Origin of the sequence: Myroides sp. NP-2, assembly GCF_014145665.1 — a bacterium.
Classification (GTDB): domain Bacteria; phylum Bacteroidota; class Bacteroidia; order Flavobacteriales; family Flavobacteriaceae; genus Flavobacterium.
Window position 1 is genome coordinate 1 of record NZ_JACHTD010000012.1, and the last position, 19,522, is coordinate 19,522.

At 38.2% G+C, this 19,522-nt stretch carries 19 protein-coding genes and 1 rRNA gene; 9 read left to right on the forward strand and 11 right to left on the reverse strand.

What is annotated here, in order from left to right:
* Positions 1–13 precede the first annotated feature (13 nt).
* Positions 14–123: ribosomal RNA gene (rrf, locus tag H4K35_RS11890) — 5S ribosomal RNA — on the forward strand.
* Between the two features lie 72 nt (positions 124–195).
* Here rrf and H4K35_RS11895 read toward each other — a convergent pair.
* Positions 196–375 carry a hypothetical protein gene (locus H4K35_RS11895; protein WP_182628190.1) on the reverse strand — a complete coding sequence of 60 codons (180 nt, stop codon included), beginning with the start codon at positions 373–375 and terminating at the stop codon, positions 196–198.
* A 192-nt stretch (positions 376–567) separates the two neighbouring features.
* On the opposite strand from H4K35_RS11895, the gene H4K35_RS11900 reads away from it, so the two are divergent.
* Genes H4K35_RS11900 through H4K35_RS11910 form a run of 3 tightly spaced genes read left to right on the forward strand, consistent with a single transcriptional unit; the run spans position 568 to position 2,529 of the window.
* Positions 568–1,419 carry a TraB/GumN family protein gene (locus tag H4K35_RS11900; protein ID WP_182628191.1) on the forward strand — a complete coding sequence of 284 codons (852 nt, stop codon included), beginning with the start codon at positions 568–570 and terminating at the stop codon, positions 1,417–1,419.
* A 5-nt stretch (positions 1,420–1,424) separates the two neighbouring features.
* Positions 1,425–1,937, forward strand: a complete 513-nt coding sequence (locus tag H4K35_RS11905) for a sigma-70 family RNA polymerase sigma factor (protein ID WP_182628192.1) — start codon at positions 1,425–1,427, stop codon at positions 1,935–1,937.
* Positions 1,927–2,529: a hypothetical protein gene (locus tag H4K35_RS11910; RefSeq protein WP_182628193.1), complete on the forward strand. Its 603-nt coding sequence runs from the start codon at positions 1,927–1,929 to the stop codon at positions 2,527–2,529. Before H4K35_RS11905 ends, H4K35_RS11910 begins: the two co-directional genes overlap by 11 nt.
* Before the next feature lie 214 nt (positions 2,530–2,743).
* On the opposite strand, the gene H4K35_RS11915 is transcribed toward H4K35_RS11910, so the two are convergent.
* The 3 genes from H4K35_RS11915 to H4K35_RS11925 all read right to left on the reverse strand — a co-directional run bounded on the left by H4K35_RS11915 (position 2,744) and on the right by H4K35_RS11925 (position 6,965).
* Positions 2,744–4,729 carry a heavy metal translocating P-type ATPase gene (locus H4K35_RS11915; RefSeq protein ID WP_182628194.1) on the reverse strand — a complete coding sequence of 662 codons (1,986 nt, stop codon included), beginning with the start codon at positions 4,727–4,729 and terminating at the stop codon, positions 2,744–2,746.
* Between the two features lie 107 nt (positions 4,730–4,836).
* Positions 4,837–6,168: an MATE family efflux transporter gene (locus H4K35_RS11920; RefSeq protein WP_182628195.1), complete on the reverse strand. Its 1,332-nt coding sequence runs from the start codon at positions 6,166–6,168 to the stop codon at positions 4,837–4,839.
* A gap of 110 nt (positions 6,169–6,278) precedes the next feature.
* Complete coding sequence (locus H4K35_RS11925) at positions 6,279–6,965, reverse strand: OmpW family protein (RefSeq protein WP_182628196.1); 687 nt, start codon at positions 6,963–6,965, stop codon at positions 6,279–6,281.
* 165 nt (positions 6,966–7,130) lie between these two features.
* Here H4K35_RS11925 and H4K35_RS11930 point away from each other — a divergent pair, with 165 nt between their 5' ends.
* Positions 7,131–7,490, forward strand: coding sequence for a CoA-binding protein (locus tag H4K35_RS11930; RefSeq protein WP_182628197.1), 360 nt, complete (start codon positions 7,131–7,133; stop codon positions 7,488–7,490).
* Here H4K35_RS11930 and H4K35_RS11935 read toward each other — a convergent pair.
* The gene (locus H4K35_RS11935; RefSeq protein WP_182628198.1) at positions 7,467–8,966 is read right to left on the reverse strand and encodes a sodium:solute symporter; all 1,500 of its coding nucleotides are present in this window, start codon (positions 8,964–8,966) and stop codon (positions 7,467–7,469) included. The two genes, H4K35_RS11930 and H4K35_RS11935, sit on opposite strands and share 24 nt — an antisense overlap.
* 195 nt (positions 8,967–9,161) lie before the next feature.
* Here H4K35_RS11935 and recR point away from each other — a divergent pair, with 195 nt between their 5' ends.
* The 3 genes from recR (at position 9,162) to feoB (ending at position 12,415) form a co-directional block, all read left to right on the forward strand.
* On the forward strand, positions 9,162–9,782 hold the full coding sequence (recR, locus tag H4K35_RS11940; protein WP_182628199.1) for a recombination mediator RecR: 621 nt from the start codon (positions 9,162–9,164) through the stop codon (positions 9,780–9,782).
* Between the two features lie 194 nt (positions 9,783–9,976).
* Positions 9,977–10,210: a FeoA family protein gene (locus H4K35_RS11945; RefSeq protein ID WP_182628200.1), complete on the forward strand. Its 234-nt coding sequence runs from the start codon at positions 9,977–9,979 to the stop codon at positions 10,208–10,210.
* 21 nt (positions 10,211–10,231) lie between these two features.
* Positions 10,232–12,415, forward strand: coding sequence for a ferrous iron transport protein B (gene feoB, locus H4K35_RS11950; protein ID WP_182628201.1), 2,184 nt, complete (start codon positions 10,232–10,234; stop codon positions 12,413–12,415).
* 41 nt (positions 12,416–12,456) lie between these two features.
* Here the strand turns inward: feoB and H4K35_RS11955 are convergent, their stop codons facing one another.
* The 6 genes from H4K35_RS11955 to udk all read right to left on the reverse strand — a co-directional run bounded on the left by H4K35_RS11955 (position 12,457) and on the right by udk (position 18,266).
* Positions 12,457–13,116 carry a vancomycin high temperature exclusion protein gene (locus H4K35_RS11955; protein ID WP_182628202.1) on the reverse strand — a complete coding sequence of 220 codons (660 nt, stop codon included), beginning with the start codon at positions 13,114–13,116 and terminating at the stop codon, positions 12,457–12,459.
* Between the two features lie 20 nt (positions 13,117–13,136).
* Positions 13,137–14,384 carry a DEAD/DEAH box helicase gene (locus tag H4K35_RS11960; protein WP_182628203.1) on the reverse strand — a complete coding sequence of 416 codons (1,248 nt, stop codon included), beginning with the start codon at positions 14,382–14,384 and terminating at the stop codon, positions 13,137–13,139.
* 124 nt (positions 14,385–14,508) lie between these two features.
* Positions 14,509–15,915 carry a methylmalonyl-CoA mutase family protein gene (locus H4K35_RS11965; protein WP_182628204.1) on the reverse strand — a complete coding sequence of 469 codons (1,407 nt, stop codon included), beginning with the start codon at positions 15,913–15,915 and terminating at the stop codon, positions 14,509–14,511.
* 11 nt (positions 15,916–15,926) lie between these two features.
* Positions 15,927–17,288, reverse strand: a complete 1,362-nt coding sequence (locus H4K35_RS11970; RefSeq protein ID WP_182628205.1) for a methylmalonyl-CoA mutase family protein — start codon at positions 17,286–17,288, stop codon at positions 15,927–15,929.
* A gap of 21 nt (positions 17,289–17,309) precedes the next feature.
* Positions 17,310–17,615: a septum formation initiator family protein gene (locus H4K35_RS11975; RefSeq protein WP_255492456.1), complete on the reverse strand. Its 306-nt coding sequence runs from the start codon at positions 17,613–17,615 to the stop codon at positions 17,310–17,312.
* A 42-nt stretch (positions 17,616–17,657) separates the two neighbouring features.
* On the reverse strand, positions 17,658–18,266 hold the full coding sequence (udk, locus tag H4K35_RS11980) for a uridine kinase (RefSeq protein ID WP_182628207.1): 609 nt from the start codon (positions 18,264–18,266) through the stop codon (positions 17,658–17,660).
* Positions 18,267–18,489: 223 nt separating this feature from the next.
* On the opposite strand from udk, the gene H4K35_RS11985 reads away from it, so the two are divergent.
* Complete coding sequence (locus tag H4K35_RS11985) at positions 18,490–19,314, forward strand: siderophore-interacting protein (protein WP_182628208.1); 825 nt, start codon at positions 18,490–18,492, stop codon at positions 19,312–19,314.
* Positions 19,315–19,522 lie beyond the last annotated feature (208 nt).

Sequence of the window (19,522 nt, forward strand, 5' to 3'; positions counted from 1 at the left end):
ATAACAACCGCTTTAGGGTGGTTATTGCGGCGGGGCTCACCTCTTCCCATTTCGAACAGAGAAGTTAAGCCCGCTAGCGCAGATGGTACTGCCACATGGTGGGAGAGTATGTCGTCGCCCTTCTTTTGAAAGCCTGATTACGTAAGTAGTCAGGCTTTTTTTTTGGTTTACAGTGAACAGTACAGATGAGAATAATCAACACAGATTTCGTCGCTCTTTGCTCGTCGCTCTTTGCTCTTTGCTCGTCGCTCGTCGCTCTTTGCTCTTTGCTCGTCGCTCTTTGCTCGTCGCTCTTTGCTCGTCGCTCTTTGCTCGTCGCTCGTCGCTCTTTGCTCGTCGCTCTTTGCTCGTCGTTCGATGCTCGTTGTAAAGCACAATAATCTTACAAATGAAGAAACTAAACAAACCGTGCAAACCGCGCAACTAACAAACCGCGCAAAAAACAAATCGTAGATTCATCAACACCAAAAAAAATATAAACTAGGTGAGATAAACCGTACAAAATAAAGTTGTAACGTTTTTGTACTTTGTATACTAACTCTATAGATACCAAATAATTTGAATTAAATGAGGCATTTACTATTTCTTACTTACTTTTTAGTTTTTAATTTCGGAGCTAGTTCTGCTCAAAATACAATTGATAAATCTAATCTTTGGGAGATTTCTGGCAATGGATTAAAAGAATCTTCTTATCTCTTGGGTACCTTTCATTTACTTTGTGAAACTGATTTGCAGGTTTCTGAGAAAGTGTTGACTGCTATCGAAGCAGTGGAGCAAATTGCCTTAGAGGTAAATCTAGTAGATCCTAATGAATTGCTGAGCTTACAAGACTTACTGGTTTCTTCAACTACCTTATCTTCTCAACTGTCAGAATCTGAGCAAATTGAATTTCGAACTTTGTTGCAAAGCAAGTATGGCATGGATGCATCCGATGTCGATCACATGCCTCCCTTTTTGCTGATGGGCATGTTAGCTACAAAAAATATTCCTTGTGCTATGGCTGGTTACGATATGGCGATCCTACAATTAGGATTGGATAAGAATAAAAATATCTTGGGATTAGAGCGTTTTAAAGATCAAATTGACCTCACTAATCGCATTTATTCTGCCAAAGAAGTTCTTGCTCAATTGAAAGAAAAAGAGAATGCTGCAATGGATTTCGAAAGCATGGTCAATGCTTTCAATCAAGAAGATATAGAAGCGCTTTATCGCATAGTGATTGATCCTAAATCATTATCCAGTGAGGGCAAACGCTTATTGCTTGACAACCGCAATCGCATGTGGATAGAAAAGATGGTGCATATCATGCCTACAGCTTCTACTTTATTCGCCGTGGGAGCTGGACATCTAGCGGGCGAAGCCGGTGTAATAGCCTTGCTTACGGAAAAGGGGTTTACTGTTCAAGCAATTTTAAACTAAAACCCGTGCAGATCAAATTAGAACAAGAATTTTTAGAACGGATTAACGTCCATAAAGGTATTTTATTTAAAGTATCTAGGCTTTATATGGACACTAAAGCAGATCAGGAGGATTTGTATCAAGAAATGATTTGTCAGCTTTGGAAGTCTTATACTAACTTCTTAGGGGCTAGTCAATTCTCCACTTGGATGTATAGGGTTTGTATCAATACGGCAATTACGTATTTTAAAAAAAATAGTATAAGAGCCAAGTCGACGACCCGCCTAGACAACGAGAAGCATCAGTTGCAATTGGAGGAAGCTAGTTTTGAAGTAGAAGAACAACTAAAGTATCTCTATGGGGCTATTCATGAACTCAACGATGTGGAAAAAGCGCTAATCTTTTTGTTTTTAGAGGGTTTTTCCCATCTCGAAATCGCAAATAATCTCGGAATTTCTGAAGGAAACGCTCGGGTAAGATTAAATCGAACAAAAAATAAATTACAAGACATAATAAAACGAAAAGGATATGAATTTTGATGAGATAAAAAAATCGTGGAATAATCAATCGATTCAAGCAGAAAAAGTGACTGAAGAGACGCTATTGACCTCTAAAAGTCGATTGCCCCTAGATCGCATTCGCAAGAATACCTTACAGGATATTATACTACAAACTTCCGCCGTGATTGGGATTGCTTTTTTTCCTCAATTGCATGCCATGCCTGAAGACAAGTGGTTTTTCTTTTATGGGATTTACATTTTATTTGCTTTTGTATCTTTTTATTATATTATTAAGATGGCCTTGTTTTATCGCTCGTCGAGTACTTTTGAGATGAATTCAAGAGATAGTTTATATGAAGTGTATTTTCAAACCCGAATGTATGTCCAATTGTATGAGAATTTTTGTTTTTCCTTGGCTCCATTTGTCCTGTTTTTTATTCCCTTTTTTACTAAAATTCCTTTGAATAAAATCAATTTGCTCTTTACTAAATGGTACTTTTTGGTGTTTTTGATTCTTTCTTCTGCTTCTGTTTTTTTTATTTGTAGGTTGTGGATTAAAAGGCTGTATGGACGTTATCTCAAACAGATAAAAGAAACGCTAGACCAATTTAAGACAGTTGCAGATGAATAAGAAGCTATTCTTTATTAATAATATGTAGTAGAATGAGAAAAGAACAACTAAATATTTGTAGCAGAGACCTTATCCGCTTTGCTTTTAAGCTATTTCTGATAGGAGTGATAATTGGAGGCTTTGTTGCGTATAAACAAGCATAAAAAATGCCCCAAAAAGTGTCTATCTTTTCGGGGCATGTAAAGTTGTCCAATCATGTAAGGACTTTTTGTAATTAGATAAATTTCATTTTTTGGATTCGAACTGCATTTAAGATCGCGAGTAAAGCTACTCCAACATCTGCAAAAACTGCTTCCCACATACTAGCAATTCCACCTGCACCAAGAATTAAAACGATAATTTTTACGACTAAGGCAAAGGTTATATTTTGAATGACGATTTTGCGCGTTTCTTTTCCAATGTGAATGGAGGTAGCTACCTTTGATGGCTGATCAGTTTGTATGACAACGTCGGCCGTTTCAATTGCAGCATCACTTCCTAGTCCTCCCATTGCAATACCTACATCACTTAATGCAAGTACAGGAGCATCATTAATTCCATCTCCTACAAAGGCTATTGAACTAGTAGGATTATCTTTTTTGAGTTTTTCAACTTGTTCTACTTTTCCCTCAGGTAATAGTCCACCTAGAGCAAAATCAATACCTGTTTCTTTGGCTACTTTTTGCGTAATGGTATTTTTATCTCCACTTAACATTACTGTTTTTTGTACCCCCATATGCTTCATAAGGCGAATAGCTTCATGGGCATCTTCTTTGATCTGATCCGCAATGGTGATATAACCTGCGTATGTCTGATTAATGGCAACAACAACTATACTCTCTACAATGTCGTTAATCTCAGCTGGAAAATCAATAGTATGTTGTTCAAGTAAAGCCGTATTTCCAACGAGAATTTCTTGGTTGTTAATCACGCCAGCCAAACCTTTACCCGAAATTTCTCTAACATTTTCTGCAACTAACGCAGTAGGGTAAGCCTCTACAATCGCTTTGGCAATAGGGTGAGTCGATTGTTTTTCAATGGCTGATACAAGCTGAACAAATTCATCCTGTGGATGGGTTGTCTCTACTTTTTGTACTTTGAATACACCCGCTGTTAATGTACCGGTTTTATCCATGACTACAATATCCAATTTCGCCATGAGTTCCAAAAAGTTAGATCCTTTGAACAAGATTCCATTTCTTGAAGCGGCGCCAATACCACCAAAATAGCCTAGTGGAACTGAAATAACTAATGCACAAGGGCATGAGATGACCAAGAAGACTAAGGCGCGCTCTAACCATTGTGTAAAGACATAACCGTCTCCCAAAAACAAATAGGGAACAAAAGTGAGTAATACGGCTAAAAAGAAAACAATAGGGGTGTAAACTTTGGCAAATTTGCGAATATACAATTCTGTAGGTGCTTTACGAGCACTTGCTTCTTGTACCATTTCTAATATCTTTGCCAAGGAACTATCTTGGTATAATTTTGTTGTGCGAACTTCAATTACCTGTTCTAAGTTGATCATTCCCGTAAGGACAATATCTCCTTTTTTATACGTAGATGGTTTGCTCTCCCCTGTTAATGCTGAAGTGTTAAAGCTTCCTTTATCAGAAAGTAACTCTCCATCTAATGGGATTTTTTCTCCAACTTTTACCTGAATGCGCTCTCCAATCGCTACTTCCTCGGGATTTACAATTGTAAAAGTGTTATTTCTGAATACGTTAGCTTCATTAGGACGGATGTCTAAAAGGGCTTTGATATTGCCTTTGGCTTTGTTTACCGCAGATTCTTGAAAGAGCTCTCCAACGGTGTAAAAGAGCATCACAGCAACAGCTTCTGGATATTCACCAATAGCAAACGCCCCTAAAGTAGCAATACCCATTAAGGAAAATTCATTGAAGAAATCCTTTTTAAGCATCATTGAAAACGCTTCTTTTAAAACGGGAAAACCTACTGGAACATAGGCCGCTACATACCACAGAATGCGCAAGGTGGGATTGTTGATAAACCAATCAGCTTTGAGCACATTGGCAAAGAGTACACCCAAAAAGAATAAGAGCACACTAAAACCAATTGTGTACTTGCTATTCATATCACCGTGATTGTGATCGTGGTCATCGTGATCGTGATCGTGATCCCCATGGTTATGTTCAGGGGTTGGTTTTTTGTTGAATTCTAGTTTTGAATTGCAACAGCTGTCTTTATCTTGATGTATCATACCTATTTATATTAATTCTAGATACAAAGTTAAGTACTTCTGTACAATATAAATAGGCATGAGACATGTTTGCAACACTGCTACATTTTGGTTAACGGATATGAAGGTTAGAGTTGTCCTTTATTCACATAGTTTTTCTTGAAAATGTACATCAACGGGAAACTTCTGCAGCACATCCATATCGCAAAAGCGATCCAAACGCTATACAGTTGAAAGCCTAGATAATCGAAGACCAATAAAGTAGGCAAGAAGCCACAAAAGGTAGCGAATATCAGGTTGTTGCGCAAGAATTTTGCATCTCCCATTCCCTTAAAAATTCCGTCATAGATATATGCGAGTGAGTTGATAGGTTGTACCAGTAAAATAATCCAGAATACAGAAGTAAACACGCGAATAACCTCGGGATCTTGGTTGAACAATAGACCAATTTGCTCGTAGAATGCGAAGCAAATCCCAATTAAAATAAGGGAGATAAGAATGGCATATTTGCTGATGGCTTTGCTCATTTTCCAAAGTGCAGTATAGTTCTTTTCACCTAGTAATTTTCCAGACATGGCATTACCTGCGGTGGCATAACCATCGATAAAGAAAGAGAAAAATAACCAAATATTCATCAATATGCTTTGAGCGGCTATAAAGTTTTTTCCATATCCAGTGGCATAGGCGTTGGCCAAGTAAATGGCAACATTGAGGGTTGCTGTTCGGATGATAAAGTTAAAGCTCATGATAATGAAGGGCTTCAACGTAGGATTGATATTTTTACTCAATCGCATGCTAAATGGGGTATACTTGAAAAAGTAGTAAAAAGCCATAATTAGCATCACCGATTGAGCTACAACACTAGCATAGGCGGCTCCTTTGATGTGATAGGCAGGAATAATACCTTCGATTCCATAGACGAGTATGTAGGTGAGTATGACATTAAGTGCGGCTCCTGTTAAACTGCACTTCATTGCCCAAATGGTATTTTGTAAACCTCTAAACACACCATATAAAGCAAAGGTGATAAGCGTTAAGGGAAATCCCCAAGCTCGAATCAGGTAGTACTCTTTGGCATAGGTCAAGAGTAAACCTTCTGCATTATAAGCAGTAAAAATTTCGTGCACAAAAAAAGTTGTCGTTAGGAACAGCAAAAGGCTTAGCGTGAAATTAAACAAAATGGCTTGCGGAATTAATGTTTTAATCACCAATAAGCGCTTAGAACCATAATGCTGCGAAACAGTTGCCGATAACGATGTTTTGGTTTGGGCAACAACCCATATAATAGCCGATAAAAAGGAACCCACTAATCCTACCGCTCCTAGGGCTTCTACGCTATTTTCTTTTAAATTACCCACAATAGCAATATCCGTAAGCGTGATAATTGATTCCGAGATGCCAGAAAAAATGGCGGGTATTGCAAGTTTATTTATCCCTTTAAAAGTAATTGGCTGATCCATATGATTTATTTCTAGGTAAGGAAAATCCAAAGATCGACAAAATCACAGCACAAAAAAAATGTTCCTAATGCAAGCACTAGGAACATTTTATGAAAAAATCAATTAAATAATTAAAAACGCATACCTACACCAAAACCAATTAACATAGGGTCAATTTTAACTTTTGCTGGTATATTTAGTTGTTCACCAGTAGGGTTAAGATTGGTTGCATCAACTGTTACGTCTGTTTTCAAGAATAATTTTTTGAAGTCAACGTTGATAAAGAATTTATCCGTGATGTCGATGTCAAATCCAAATTGGTATCCCCAACCAAATTTATTGTCATATGAAATGTCCTTTGCTGTTCCCGATTTTTCATTGTAGAAAATCGTGTAGTTTACCCCAACCCCTACATATGGTTTGAAGTTACTTGTTACTGGATAGTGGTATTGTACCATTAACGTAGGTGGTAGCAACCATACACTTCCTAAGTCTACATTAGCGTTAGAACCTTTGTCTACTGCAGTTAAATCAGAACCTAAGGTTCCTACGGTGTGTCTTGAAGTACCTAAGATTAACTCGGCAGCCAAGTTTTCTGTAAAGAAATACGTAAAGTCAAGCTCTGGAATAAAGTTGTTATTCACATCTATTTGTCCTCCAATCGTGCTGATGTCAGCTCTATTGTGAGGAATTACTCCCACACCTCTTAGGCGTACTTGCCATTTGTAAGAGTCTTTCTCTTGTGGTGTTTCTTGAGCAGTTGCTGTATTACCCATTAATAAAACAGCTCCTAATAATGATAGAAATAGCTTTTTCATAGTTATCTGTATTACAATTATACTTTAACAAATGTATCTATTTTTTTAATATAAAAACATGATTTTTATCATTGTGTTATATTTTTGTTTAGATAATATTTGAAACTACTAGTGAATTTGTTTTATTTAAGATAATTTATTATATTTAAAGATAAGACTAAAAAGATGAAAAAGACAGTAGTATTAGGTGCTTCTTTGAAAGAAGAGCGCTATTCCAACCAAGCGATTCGCATGTTGCGAGAATATGGTCATCCGGTAGAGGCTCATGGTTTACGTGCAGGAAAAGTAGCAGATGTGGAGATTCATACGGATTTGAATGCTTATTCCGACATAGACACGGTGACCTTATATCTCAATCCACAACGACAGGAAGCATTTTATGAATACATTATTCAACTGCAACCCCGACGCGTTATTTTTAACCCAGGTACAGAGAATCCAGCTTTTTACAAGCAATTGATAAAGAACAATATCGGATACGAAGAAGCTTGTACCTTAGTCTTACTCCGTACGAATCAATTTTGATCGGCTATTACTCCAAAGTAATAGGAGCGTAATTAATGCATTGACAATGATTAGTTCATTGTCAAACACATATCCGTTTAATAAGTCGCTAGAGTGATTGCTAAACCAAAGCGTAATAAAAGGGGCAAGCAAGCAGATATAAGGCACATATTTGTCCTTTACTTGTCTGTTTTTAAAGAAAATAGCAAAGCTAAATAGTCCCAATAATGGACCATACGTATAGGAAGCGATTTTAAAAATCATGCTAACAACAGAGGCATCGTTAATGGCATTGAATAAAATAATAACCAAAAACATGAGAATCGAAAAACCGAAGTGAACCACTTTTCTCTTCCAGACGTTTGCAGGGGAGTCTTTTTGTTTATCCATGTGGAGGAAATCTATGCAAAAAGATGTAGTTAAGGCAGTTAGAGCGGAATCCGTTGTCGCAAATGTAGCAGCGGTTAAGCCCAATAAAAATACTAGTGCAGGAAATAGGGATAAGTGATTAAAGGCTATTTCGGGAAATAGTAAATCTGTTCTGGGTTTTTGCGTTACTGCATCTAAAGGGACCTCGATTCCTTGGTTATTGGCGTAGATGTACAACAAGGCACCAATACCCAAAAACAATAAATTGACCAGCACAAAGATTCCCGTGAATGAGTACATGTTTTTTTGTGCTTCTTTGATATTTTTACAACTCAAGTTTTTTTGCATCAAATCCTGGTCTAGTCCAACCATAGCAATCGTAACGAAAATCCCACCCAAGAATTGCTTGACAAAATGGTAGCGACTCCCCATAAAATCTTCAAAGAAGAAAACTTTGGAATAATTGCTTTCCTTTACTGCTTCAAAGGCTTGAATAGCAGATAAATCGAGTTGATGACAAATAAATATGATCGTTAATATCACGGAGCTTACCAAGAAAAACGTTTGTAGAGAATCGGTAATGATGATGGTTTTTAATCCTCCTTTATACGTATAGGCATAAATTAGTAACAAGGCAATCAGTACAGTTGCAAAGAATGGAATGCCAAAGAAATCAAATACATAGCGTTGTAAAACAATGACGACAAGATAGAGGCGAAAGGCAGATCCAATCGTTCGACTCAACAAGAATATAGAGGCAGCGCTTTTATAGCTGTACACGCCCATTTTTTTTTCGATATAGGTATATATCGAAACTAAGTTATACTTGTAATACAACGGGAGCAAAACGGAAGCAGTAATAATAAATCCCACTGCATTTCCCAAAATGAATTGAAAATACTTAAATTGTTCTCCGTTGGGCGAACCCACTTCACCAGGAACCGAGATAAATGTTACCCCAGAAAGGGCGGTTCCAATCATGCCAAAAGCGACTAAGTACCAAGTAGCATTTTTATTTGCACTAAAAAACGCATCATTACTACTGTCTTTGTTGCTGGTTAAGCGAGAAATAGCAATTAGTATTCCGAAGTAAACAGCGATAATGAGAATAATCGTTAGTGGCGTCATTGCACAAGTTTGTTTTGCATTTGTATAAAATCAAAAGTAAGTAAATTTTAGTAATACACGTCTATTTCTCCAGGTGAAATGAAGCTGTGTTTTTTGCTTTTGGATCAGAGAATTAACAGGATATAGGTGATAAATACTCCCGTTGGACATCACATAAAACGTGGAAAATAGTTGTATATTTTATATCTTTGCCTCATGGATTTCCCTTCAAAATTATTAGAAAAAGCAGTAGAAGAAATTTCTCAATTACCTGGAATTGGTAAACGCACTGCTTTGCGATTGGCCTTACATTTATTAAAACAACCCGAAGAACAAACTTCGCGATTGGTTCAGGCATTGGATAAGATGCGCCAAGAAATTAATTATTGTAACAGTTGTTATAATATTTCCGATGCAGAAATCTGTGAAATCTGTGCAAATCCATCTCGCGATCCACAAGTAATTTGTGTTGTGGAGGATGTGCGCGATGTCATGGCATTGGAAAATACCCAATTATATAAAGGCATCTATCACGTATTAGGTGGTAAAATTTCGCCTATTGATGGCGTTGGCCCAAGTCAATTGAATATTCAATCCCTTGTTGATAAGGTAAAAAACGGCACTGTTAAAGAACTAATTTTTGCCTTGAGTTCAACGATGGATGGAGATACTACCAATTTCTACATTTACAAACAGATCAAAGATTGCGATGTTATTACGTCTACTATCGCACGTGGAATTGCCGTTGGCGATGAGCTAGAATATGCTGATGAAGTAACTTTAGGTCGTAGTTTAGTGCATCGCGTGCCATTTGAAAACGCATTTAAAGCGATTTAAGGCCTTGAGGTCCTGTGCTTACCTTTTTTATGAAGATGGTGTAGCAAGAGGAAAGGCTGATGAATAGCGACTTTTATTGTGCTGTGATGGCTCAAGCTCGTCATTAGTTGTAGTTAAAAACTATAAATTACGCTAAAATTATTGTTAGGCTTGTCTAATTTTGTAATTTTGTACATCTAAACAAAAATAGACAAATGAATTTATCGGATTTAAAAATGGGAAATAAAGGCATTATCAAGGGCATATCAAAAGATTGTCCAAGAGAAGTGCATCAGCGATTTTTAGATTTGGGATTTGTCGCTGGCGCCACTATTGCAGTGCACAGTATTAGTCCCTTGAAAGATCCGGTAGCCTATTTGATATACAACACTATTATTTCTTTGCGCAAAGAGGATGCTAAGATGGTCTTACTAGAAACGAAGAAATAAATTTTGAAGAAAGGACAGCGTATGAGCACAAATTCAGCCTGTGAACTATGTGATTTGAATAAAGCGGCAGATTTAAAAAAACTCGGTAATCTTTCGGGAAAATACGATTATGCAGTAGCTTTAGCAGGAAATCCAAACACGGGAAAAAGCACAATATTTAATGCCTTAACAGGGTTAAAACAACATACAGGAAATTGGCCAGGAAAAACGGTTACCCGTGCTGAAGGTAGTTTCTCGTATAGTGATCAAACGTATCGTTTGATTGATCTACCCGGGACATATTCGTTAATGTCCACTTCTGAAGATGAGGAAGTGGCTCGTGATTATATTTTATTTGGTGAACCCGATGTTACCGTAGTAGTTGTGGATGCAGGACGATTGGAACGCCACTTGAGTTTGGTTGTTCAAATTCAGGAAATTACAACCAAAGTAGTGGTCTGTTTGAATTTAATGGACGAAGCCAAACGTCACGGTATTGAAATTGACGTCCGCGGTTTATCCCGTGATTTAGGGGTTCCTGTGATTCCAACTTCAGCTCGAAATAAAGAGGGAATCACCGATTTACTCCACGCTATTGATCAAGTGGCAAGAGGAACATTTGTAGCCGAACAAAAGAGCATTACTGGAATTTCTGGAGATTCTCGAAAAGCTGTACAAACTATTGCCGCAGACTTATTAGCGCTAGATCCACATATGCCAAGTGTTTCTTGGATTGCTATGCGCTTAATTCAGCAAGACCCTAGTATAGAAACGGCTTTACTAAGTGGAGCATTGTCCGAAGGAATTACTATAGATCAAGTACGTCCCATCATTGAAAAAGCTAAAAAATACCAAGAAACCTTAGGATTGGATTATTCTGATAATGTAGCAGCTGCTATTTTTTCACAAGTATCAAAAATTGTAGAAGGTAGAGTAGAGTCGGATGATAAGCAACGTGCTTTCCGCATCGATCGTGCTATTGATCGAGTGGTAACAAGTAAACGTTGGGGTTTTCCCTTAATGCTTGTGATGCTTGGAGGAATTCTATGGTTGACAATCATCGGATCTAATTATCCTTCTAGTGCACTGTCCTACCTCTTATTGGAACAGTTGTATCCCTTTTTGAAAGAAGGGGCTAGCACGTTGCAATTTCCTTGGTGGTTGAGAGGATTTTTAATTGATGGTGTGTATTTGGCAACGGCCTGGGTTATTGCTGTGATGTTGCCGCCTATGGCTATCTTTTTTCCACTGTTTACCCTACTGGAAGATTTTGGCTATCTACCCCGTGTAGCTTTTAATCTCGACCGTATTTTTAAAGGAGCAGGTGCCCACGGAAAACAAGCCTTGACCATGAGTATGGGCTTTGGTTGTAATGCTGCTGGTGTAGTTGCTACGCGTATTATCAACAGTCCTCGTGAAAAGTTAATTGCTATTATTACCAATAACTTCTCGCTGTGTAACGGACGTTGGCCAACGCAAATTTTAATGGCTACGATTTTTATTGGCGCATTAGTGCCTAAGTATTTAGCTAATACTGTGTCAACATTAGCTGTTGTGGGTATCGTAGTATTGGGGATTGCATTTACCTTCTTTACCTCTTGGATGCTTTCTAAGACCATGCTAAAAGGAGAATCATCCTTCTTTACCTTAGAATTACCACCATACCGTCCTCCGAAAGTATGGCAAACGGTATATACCTCTTTGATTGATAGAACCTTAATCGTATTGTGGCGTGCTGTTGTTTTTGCTGCACCCGCAGGGGCAATTATCTGGTTGGTGTGTAATATTGACATCGCAGATAAGAGCATCGCCCTTTGGCTAATTGATGGCTTAAATCCTTTTGCCTTGCTTATTGGATTGAATGGGGTAATCTTACTGGCTTATATAGTAGCCATTCCAGCTAATGAAATTGTAATACCTACTATATTAATGTTAACAGCCATGGTATTGGGGGATGCAGCAATTGGTCAAGGAGCAGGGGTTATGTTTGAAGTGTCGGATGGAGAAATTGCTACGATTTTACAAGCGGCAGGATGGACCACCCTTACGGGAATTAACCTGATGTTATTCAGTTTACTACACAATCCGTGTAGTACAACAATTTACACTATTTACAAAGAAACACATAGTGTGAAATGGACAACTGTAGCTTCAGTTTTACCAATTATATTTGGTTTGATTGTTTGTTTTACCGTCACTCAAATATGGTATTTGTTCACTTCATAAATGGAAGAGAGAAGCAATATAAACAAGAAAAAGTCGAGTAATTACTCGACTTTTTCTTGTTTTAGTCCTATGCCAATAAGAATTTGAGGACCTAGATATTTTGGTTTTTTATTCGTTAAATTGTCTAGTATTACTTTCACTCGTGCAAATTTTTCGCGTAAAAGGGTTTTAAATCCATACTTTCGGGTTACATCTTGGGCGTTAAATCCAACCGTTTGCAATTCCAAGTGATTGGCGATAAACACTGCTCTTTCGTTGTGGAAGGGTTGGGAAATGATGGTAAAGGCATCTTCGTTAAAAATGGCTTTCATGCGATAAACAGAGTCCAAGGTACGTAATCCCGCGTAATCCAAATAAATGTGATCTTTGGGTACTCCGCGTTCGATCAGTGCTTCTTCCATGTCTTTGGGTTCGTTGTAATTCTCTCGACTGTTGTCGCCACTTACTACTACAAAATCAATTTTTCCTGCGTGATAGAGCTTTGCAGCAGCTTCTATGCGATAGGTAAAATAGTAATTGAGTTGACCAGAACCAAGGTATTTCGAAGTCCCTAAAACAAGTCCCACTTTGTTGTGTGGAATCTGTTCAACAGTATCAAAGAGCTGTGCGCCTGTGCTAGATGCCACGCGTATATTGGCTCCCCATATACAAAAAAATAGGAGGATACAGAGAATTCCGATACAGTAGATTGTTTTTTTCATGCTATTGGATTAAAAGGGCATTAATACCAACGCTTTTTATTTTTCTTTGCGTTTTCGGATTTACGGGCATTGGGATTTTTCGCCTTATTTCGATAATCTTTCTTGGGCGCTGCTTCTCCTTTTTTCGGTTCTTCTTTCCATGGATAGGGATGATCAGAAACAGTTTTCGGTTGCGTACGCGTAAATTTTACAATGGCTTCCCAATACGTTTTTTCTGATTTGTCACAAAAGGAAATTGCTAAACCTTCATTGCCCGCTCTTCCTGTACGTCCAATTCGGTGTACAAAAGTTTCAGGAATGTTAGGTAAATCAAAATTAATCACCACAGGAAGGGAATCAATATCGATTCCACGAGCTGCAATATCAGTGGCAACCAAGACTTTTGTTTCTTTATTTTTGAAACTGTCTAAGGCTTCTTGTCTAAGGTTTTGTGATTTATCTCCGTGAAAGGCTGCGGCCTGAACACCATTTTTTTGTAAGGCTTCTACTACAGAATCCGCACCGTGTTTTGTACGGGTGAAGACCAGTACATCACTTAGTTTTTGATTGCGAATGAGGTGGTACAACAATTTTTTCTTCTCTCCTTTTTCTACAAAATACACCTGTTGTTTTACTGTTTTTGCACTCGATGAAATTGCATCTACAGCTACGTATTGGGGTTGTTTGAGGAAGGTATGAGCTAGTTCTCGGATAGGCAACGGCATGGTTGCTGAGAACAACAAGGTTTGTCTGGTATCGGGAGTAACTTGAATTAGTTTTTTTACATCGTCAATGAATCCCATATCCAGCATTAAATCCGCTTCATCCAGCACCAAAAAGTGAAGGTGATCTAAGTCGAGTTGTTTTTGCTTGTATAGATCCAAAAGTCGTCCTGGCGTACCAATGATGATATCTGCACCTTTGTTTAATTGTTCAATTTGAGGTTTACTTGAAACACCGCCGTAAATGGTCATCAGGGTTGCGTTGGTGTATTTGGCATATTGGGTGAAGTTATCAGCGATTTGTTGTGCTAATTCTCGCGTTGGGGTTACGACCAATACACGAGCTTTTTTGGTGCGTTTCGTATTGCCTAATCGGTGTAAATAATGGAGAATCGGCATCGCAAAAGCAGCTGTTTTTCCCGTTCCCGTTTGTGCACAACCAATGACGTCCTTTTCTTGTAAAACTAAGGGAATCACTTGTTGTTGAATAGGTGTAGGGGTTTGATACTCCAATTCCTCAAGGGCACGTAAAATATTTTTATTCAGTTGTAAATCTTCAAATGTCATAACCTATACATATATTATCAGACAAAGGTAAGCGATTTGAAGTCAATTTATGGAAAACAGCTAAAAAAAGCCTTCTCTTGTATTTTTAATGCCTTGTTAATGAGTGTTTTGATTTGAGAAAGAATTAGTGTAGGAGTGCTTGATGAATTGCATCTAACGTTGCTCCTACTTTAGCTGCTTCAATGGCTGAGGCTAATACATTTTCTCCTTTTGTCTGAACACTGTGAGTGAGTTTCGCTAAAGCGCCTGCTACTTCTTTATCCAGGGGAATAGAAGGTATTGGGCCATGCTCGTTTGCTTTTGCTTGAATACGCGTGGCAAGTACCGATTGAATACCGCCTCGCTCTGTTAGAGAAGGAAGGAGGTTTATTGTTTTTTCAACGAGATCCAAAGTGAGTTTTTCTACATAATAGCTTCCTGCCCATGGGTCAATCGTTTTACAACTCTTAATTTCTTCCATGAGAAAACGCTGCATTTGCCCTGCCGTTAGAGTTGTTGATGCCGTTGGAGGTAGTTGTAAATAAAGGGCTTGAGTTCCTCCAAAGACAGCTGTGGTAGCTTCTATGGTTGCACATGCTAAGGTATCAATAGGCTCGGTAGTTTGGAGGTCTATGTCTGAGGTTTGGGTGCGAATGGGCAAGGCTAAGGCTTGTTCATCCTTGAGGTTAAAGGGACGAAGTAAAGTTGACCAGATTCCCCTTGCAGCTCTCATCTTGGCGATCTCCACGAAGTGATCGGAACCTAAGATCCACGCATACGAAAGATGTGTCGCTATATAATTAACCGGAATTTGTTGTTTACTTGCTTTTTGAAGTAGATCAATTCCTAAGGTTAGGCTGTAGGCTAATTCCTCCTCCGCAGAGAGATTGAGTACTTTCAACGCTTTATTGGAAAGCGATAAGCTGTTAAATTTGGGGTGATGTTGGTGCAAATAGCTGATGGTATCAGTCACTACCTTAGTCGCTTTTTCAAAAGAATAAGCACCGTTGGTGGTTAGGATGGGCAACAACACATCATAGTGGAGATGTCCTGTTATATGTGAGTCTTCAAATCCCAATTCTTGTGCTGCGGCTATAAAGCATGCTAACAAGGGGATGATGGTGTCTGATGAGTATAGGGATACTGTAATTTCATCCAACGGAAGTTGGGCAAGGAGCACTTTCATATCTTCAAGGGAAGAGATGGTTGGCTGTGGATTTGTCCTAGATGATTTTGCAGGCGAAATAAGCGTAATTTCCCTTTGTCCTTGGTTTATCTGATTGCGATAAACTTGATTGCATTTTTCTAAGGTTGCGCTTTGGGGCACTTGATTGATTTGCCAAGGGTGCTGTACATGCATTAAAGGAGAGATTCCTCTGACGAAAGGAGCAAATCCCGCGGCAAAATCGATATCTTCTATAGCTTTAATTGCTTGTTTGCTGTATTTTTTTTGAATAGCAATTCCCTCAACCGTTGTTGTTACAGTGGAATCTGATTGTGTTTCGAATAGAGTAGAATCTATTTTCAAATGTTGTAAATCCTTTCTTTTCATAACGAATAATCTTAGTTGTTTTCCTCTGTTAATCTATGTTGTTCGTAGCTTTCTGCTAGGCGTTTTTCTATCAATGGTGCAAGTAGTGTTTTGCGTGGTTTTTGCTTGACAAAAGGAAAGAGCTCCAATTGTTCTTGTATTTTCTCGTTGGGATTAGCCTGTAAATTTGTACCGACGAGTATTTCTCTTTGCGCATGGAACCAATCTTGTTCTTTCTGGTCAGATTCCGCTATTTTGCGCTGGATTGTCCCTTGATGAAAAGAGGTAATTAATCCATCGGCTTGTTCAATCTGCTTAATGATGTCCAACGCCTTTTCAGCAAGTTGCTTGGTGAGCTCTTCGATGTAGTAAGCGCCTTCTGTTGGGTTGTCTACCGCGTGTAAATGACTGTGTTTTTTCAAAGAAAGAAGTTGATTTCTAGCGATTTGTTGGCTAGCGTAATTCTCTTTTCTGTATAAGGCATCATAGGGTAAGTTGCATACAAAATCTGCACCTCCTAAAACAGCACTCATACATTCGGTGGTTGTGCGCAAGGCATTGACTGTAGCACCATAAAGCGTTTTGTTTCGCTTGGTCGGTGTGCTTATTATTCTAACAGTTAGGTCGGTATAGTTGTATTCACTTGCAATTAAACTGAATAACAAGCGAAGTACTTTGTGCTTGGCAATTTCAAAAAAGTAATTCGAACCAACGGCAACTTCAATAAAAATGGGGTGTTGTATTGTTTTAACTCTCGACAAATATTCATTGAAGTGAGTGCAAGCATAAGCAATTTGTTGAACAATCGAAGCACCTGCTTGTTGATATGCTTTGGTGTCAATTGTGAGATTAACGTTGGAATATTGCTGTGTTAAAGCATTCAGGATATTGAAATCGCTATTGAGGTTGTGAAACCAGTTACCTGATGTGATCAATTGATGAATAGGATCAGTCAACAGGTGTAGGGTGTATTGCTGTTCCCTGGCCCAATGAGCTAGGTTTTCAATATAGGCATGATCTAAAAAGAGACAGCGCAACAAATAGGTTTTGTCTTTGGGCAAAGCTCCTAAGAGTTGGGTAACATCAAGCGTTGGATTTACCAGTGTAAAATAAAGCACTTCCGTACCCTTTTGCAAAGATGTCTTTGCATTGAGAATGGATTTGTCTATTTCTTGAATATAGATGGCTTGAACTATTTGCCACTGAGAGGTCTGCGTAGAAACGGGAATCGTCTGACTTTCATCTCTGTGATAGAACGGACGTACTTTAATTCCTTCTAAACTTTCCCAAACTAGCGTTTCATTGTAATCGGCTCCATGTAGTTCGTATTGAATTTTATTTTTCCATTGCTTGGCAGGAATGGAATTAAATTCTTCGAAAAGTAGATGATTCATAGTACTATAATATCAGGTTTACTAGGAAGATAAGGTATCAAATTCAATAATAAAAATATCTTCATTATCTCGTTTCATATAATATTTTTCTCTTGCGTATTTCTCGATTGCGTCTCCATCTTTCAAGTTTCTGATGGATTGCTTATCCTTGTCAATTTCATTTTGAAAGTAGTCTCTTTTTCCTTCCATTTTATCAATTTCCTGATCAATGGCACGATGTTCAATAAGCGAATAGCTATCAAAAAATACAATCCAAACAATAAAACCAATGGTTATTAAAAAAAACGGGTTTTTCACTATTCGGATGTATCGTAATTTGCGAAGCATACTTTTAGAATCCATTGGCATTATTATTTATATGGGATAAAGTTAACCTATTTTCTCGTTAATTACAGTACGAACAATATCAATTGCTACTGTATTGTAGGTGTCATTTGGAATAATGATATCCGCATAGGCTTTTGATGGTTCAATAAATTGATCGTGCATCGGTTTTAAGGTGTTTTGATAGCGATTTAAAACCTCGATCATATCGCGACCTCGTTCAGCAATATCGCGTTTCAAGCGGCGGATCAAGCGCTCATCAGAATCGGCGTGAACAAAGATTTTAATATCGCATAATTCACGCAGTTCAGGGTTACACAAGATGAGGATTCCCTCGACAATCATTACTTTTCTGGGATGCGTCAGTATATAGTCGTCAGTTCTATTGTGTTTTACAAAAGAATAAACGGGTTGATTCACGCTACTTCCTTCCTTTAACTCCTTGAGGTGTTGTACCAAGAGATCAAAGTCGATCGACCTCGGATGATCAAAGTTGATTAAGGTTCTTTCCTCTAAACTAAGGTTGTCTGTCGCCTTGTAATATGAGTCTTGGGATATGATACCAACTTCTGTTTCAGGGAGTTCGTTCATGATTTGGTGAACAACGGTCGTTTTTCCACTTCCTGTTCCTCCTGCAATTCCAATAATTAACATGTGTGCTTTTAATTTTTAGCAAAAATAGAAATTAATCAAAGAGGGGAAAAACATTTTTTGGTTTTAGGACGTTGTTAAGGCTTTTTAAGCAGGAGGTAAAAGAAGGATTATGTTGGATTATTCGATGGTAGTGTTCTTATTTATACTTGATCTAATTTAAAAAAGCTATATTTGTCTCTTCTGTATCAGGATAAGAGTATTGATTATTATAAACAAAGGATATATGGCTAAGAAAAATGTAGATCGAGGGATATTTACACTCAAAGAAAGAACGTACATCACCCCCCATTATATACGCATTACGTTAGAAGGGAAAGACACTCAAAAGTTCAGTCGTACCACCATAGGGGTAAACAACAAGATATTTTTGGCACCAGAAGGCTGCCCACGCGTTCATTTACCAGAATTTGATTTTGAAAAAGGACAATGGGTACCCATGGATGAGGCAATTCGCCCAAGCGTACGCACTTATACACATAGGGGAATTAATTTAGAAGCGAATGAATTATATGTAGACTTTGTGGCCCATGGCGATGAAGGACCCGCGTCTAAATGGGCGATTCAAGCGCCAATAGGAGCAGAACTTGGGGTAGCAATGGGAACTGAAGCAAGCGAACTCTATCCGGCGGCGAGTCGTTATATTCTAGTAGGAGACGGAACAGCTATTCCTGTATTGGGTGCTATTTTGGAAGATTTACCTGCTAATGTACACGTACAAGCTTTTATAGAAGTAGAAACCAAAGAAGATATACAATCTCTAGCGACAAAAGCAGAGGCATCTATTGAATGGGTAATTAATCCAACGCCAGGTCAGCATACAATACTGGCAGAAAAAGCTATGGCATATATAGAGGAGCAAGGGGAGATGGAATCAAAGTTTGCCTATGTGGCAGCCGAGTTTTCTACGGTTAAGATGTTGCGTAACTTCTTGCGAAAAGAGAAAAACTGGACTAAAGACGAGCTTTATGCGTATTCCTATTGGAAATTCGGCAAGGCAGAAAATGCTTCAGAAGCAGATCGCCGTGCTGAAAAAGCAAGTCTAGACTAAAAAAAGTTGAACCTACATGTATTGTCAAAATAAGGTAGATTCACTCTTCAATACCTTTAATTAAATCTGAAAACGAGGACTAGGGCCCTCGTTTTTTTTATTTATGAAGGAAACTGTCACATAAGTTTATAAAAACAAGTTAAAACTAGACGATCAATCGCGTGATTTTGTTTGATAAGAAATATTATTTGTTACCTTTGTCGGCTGA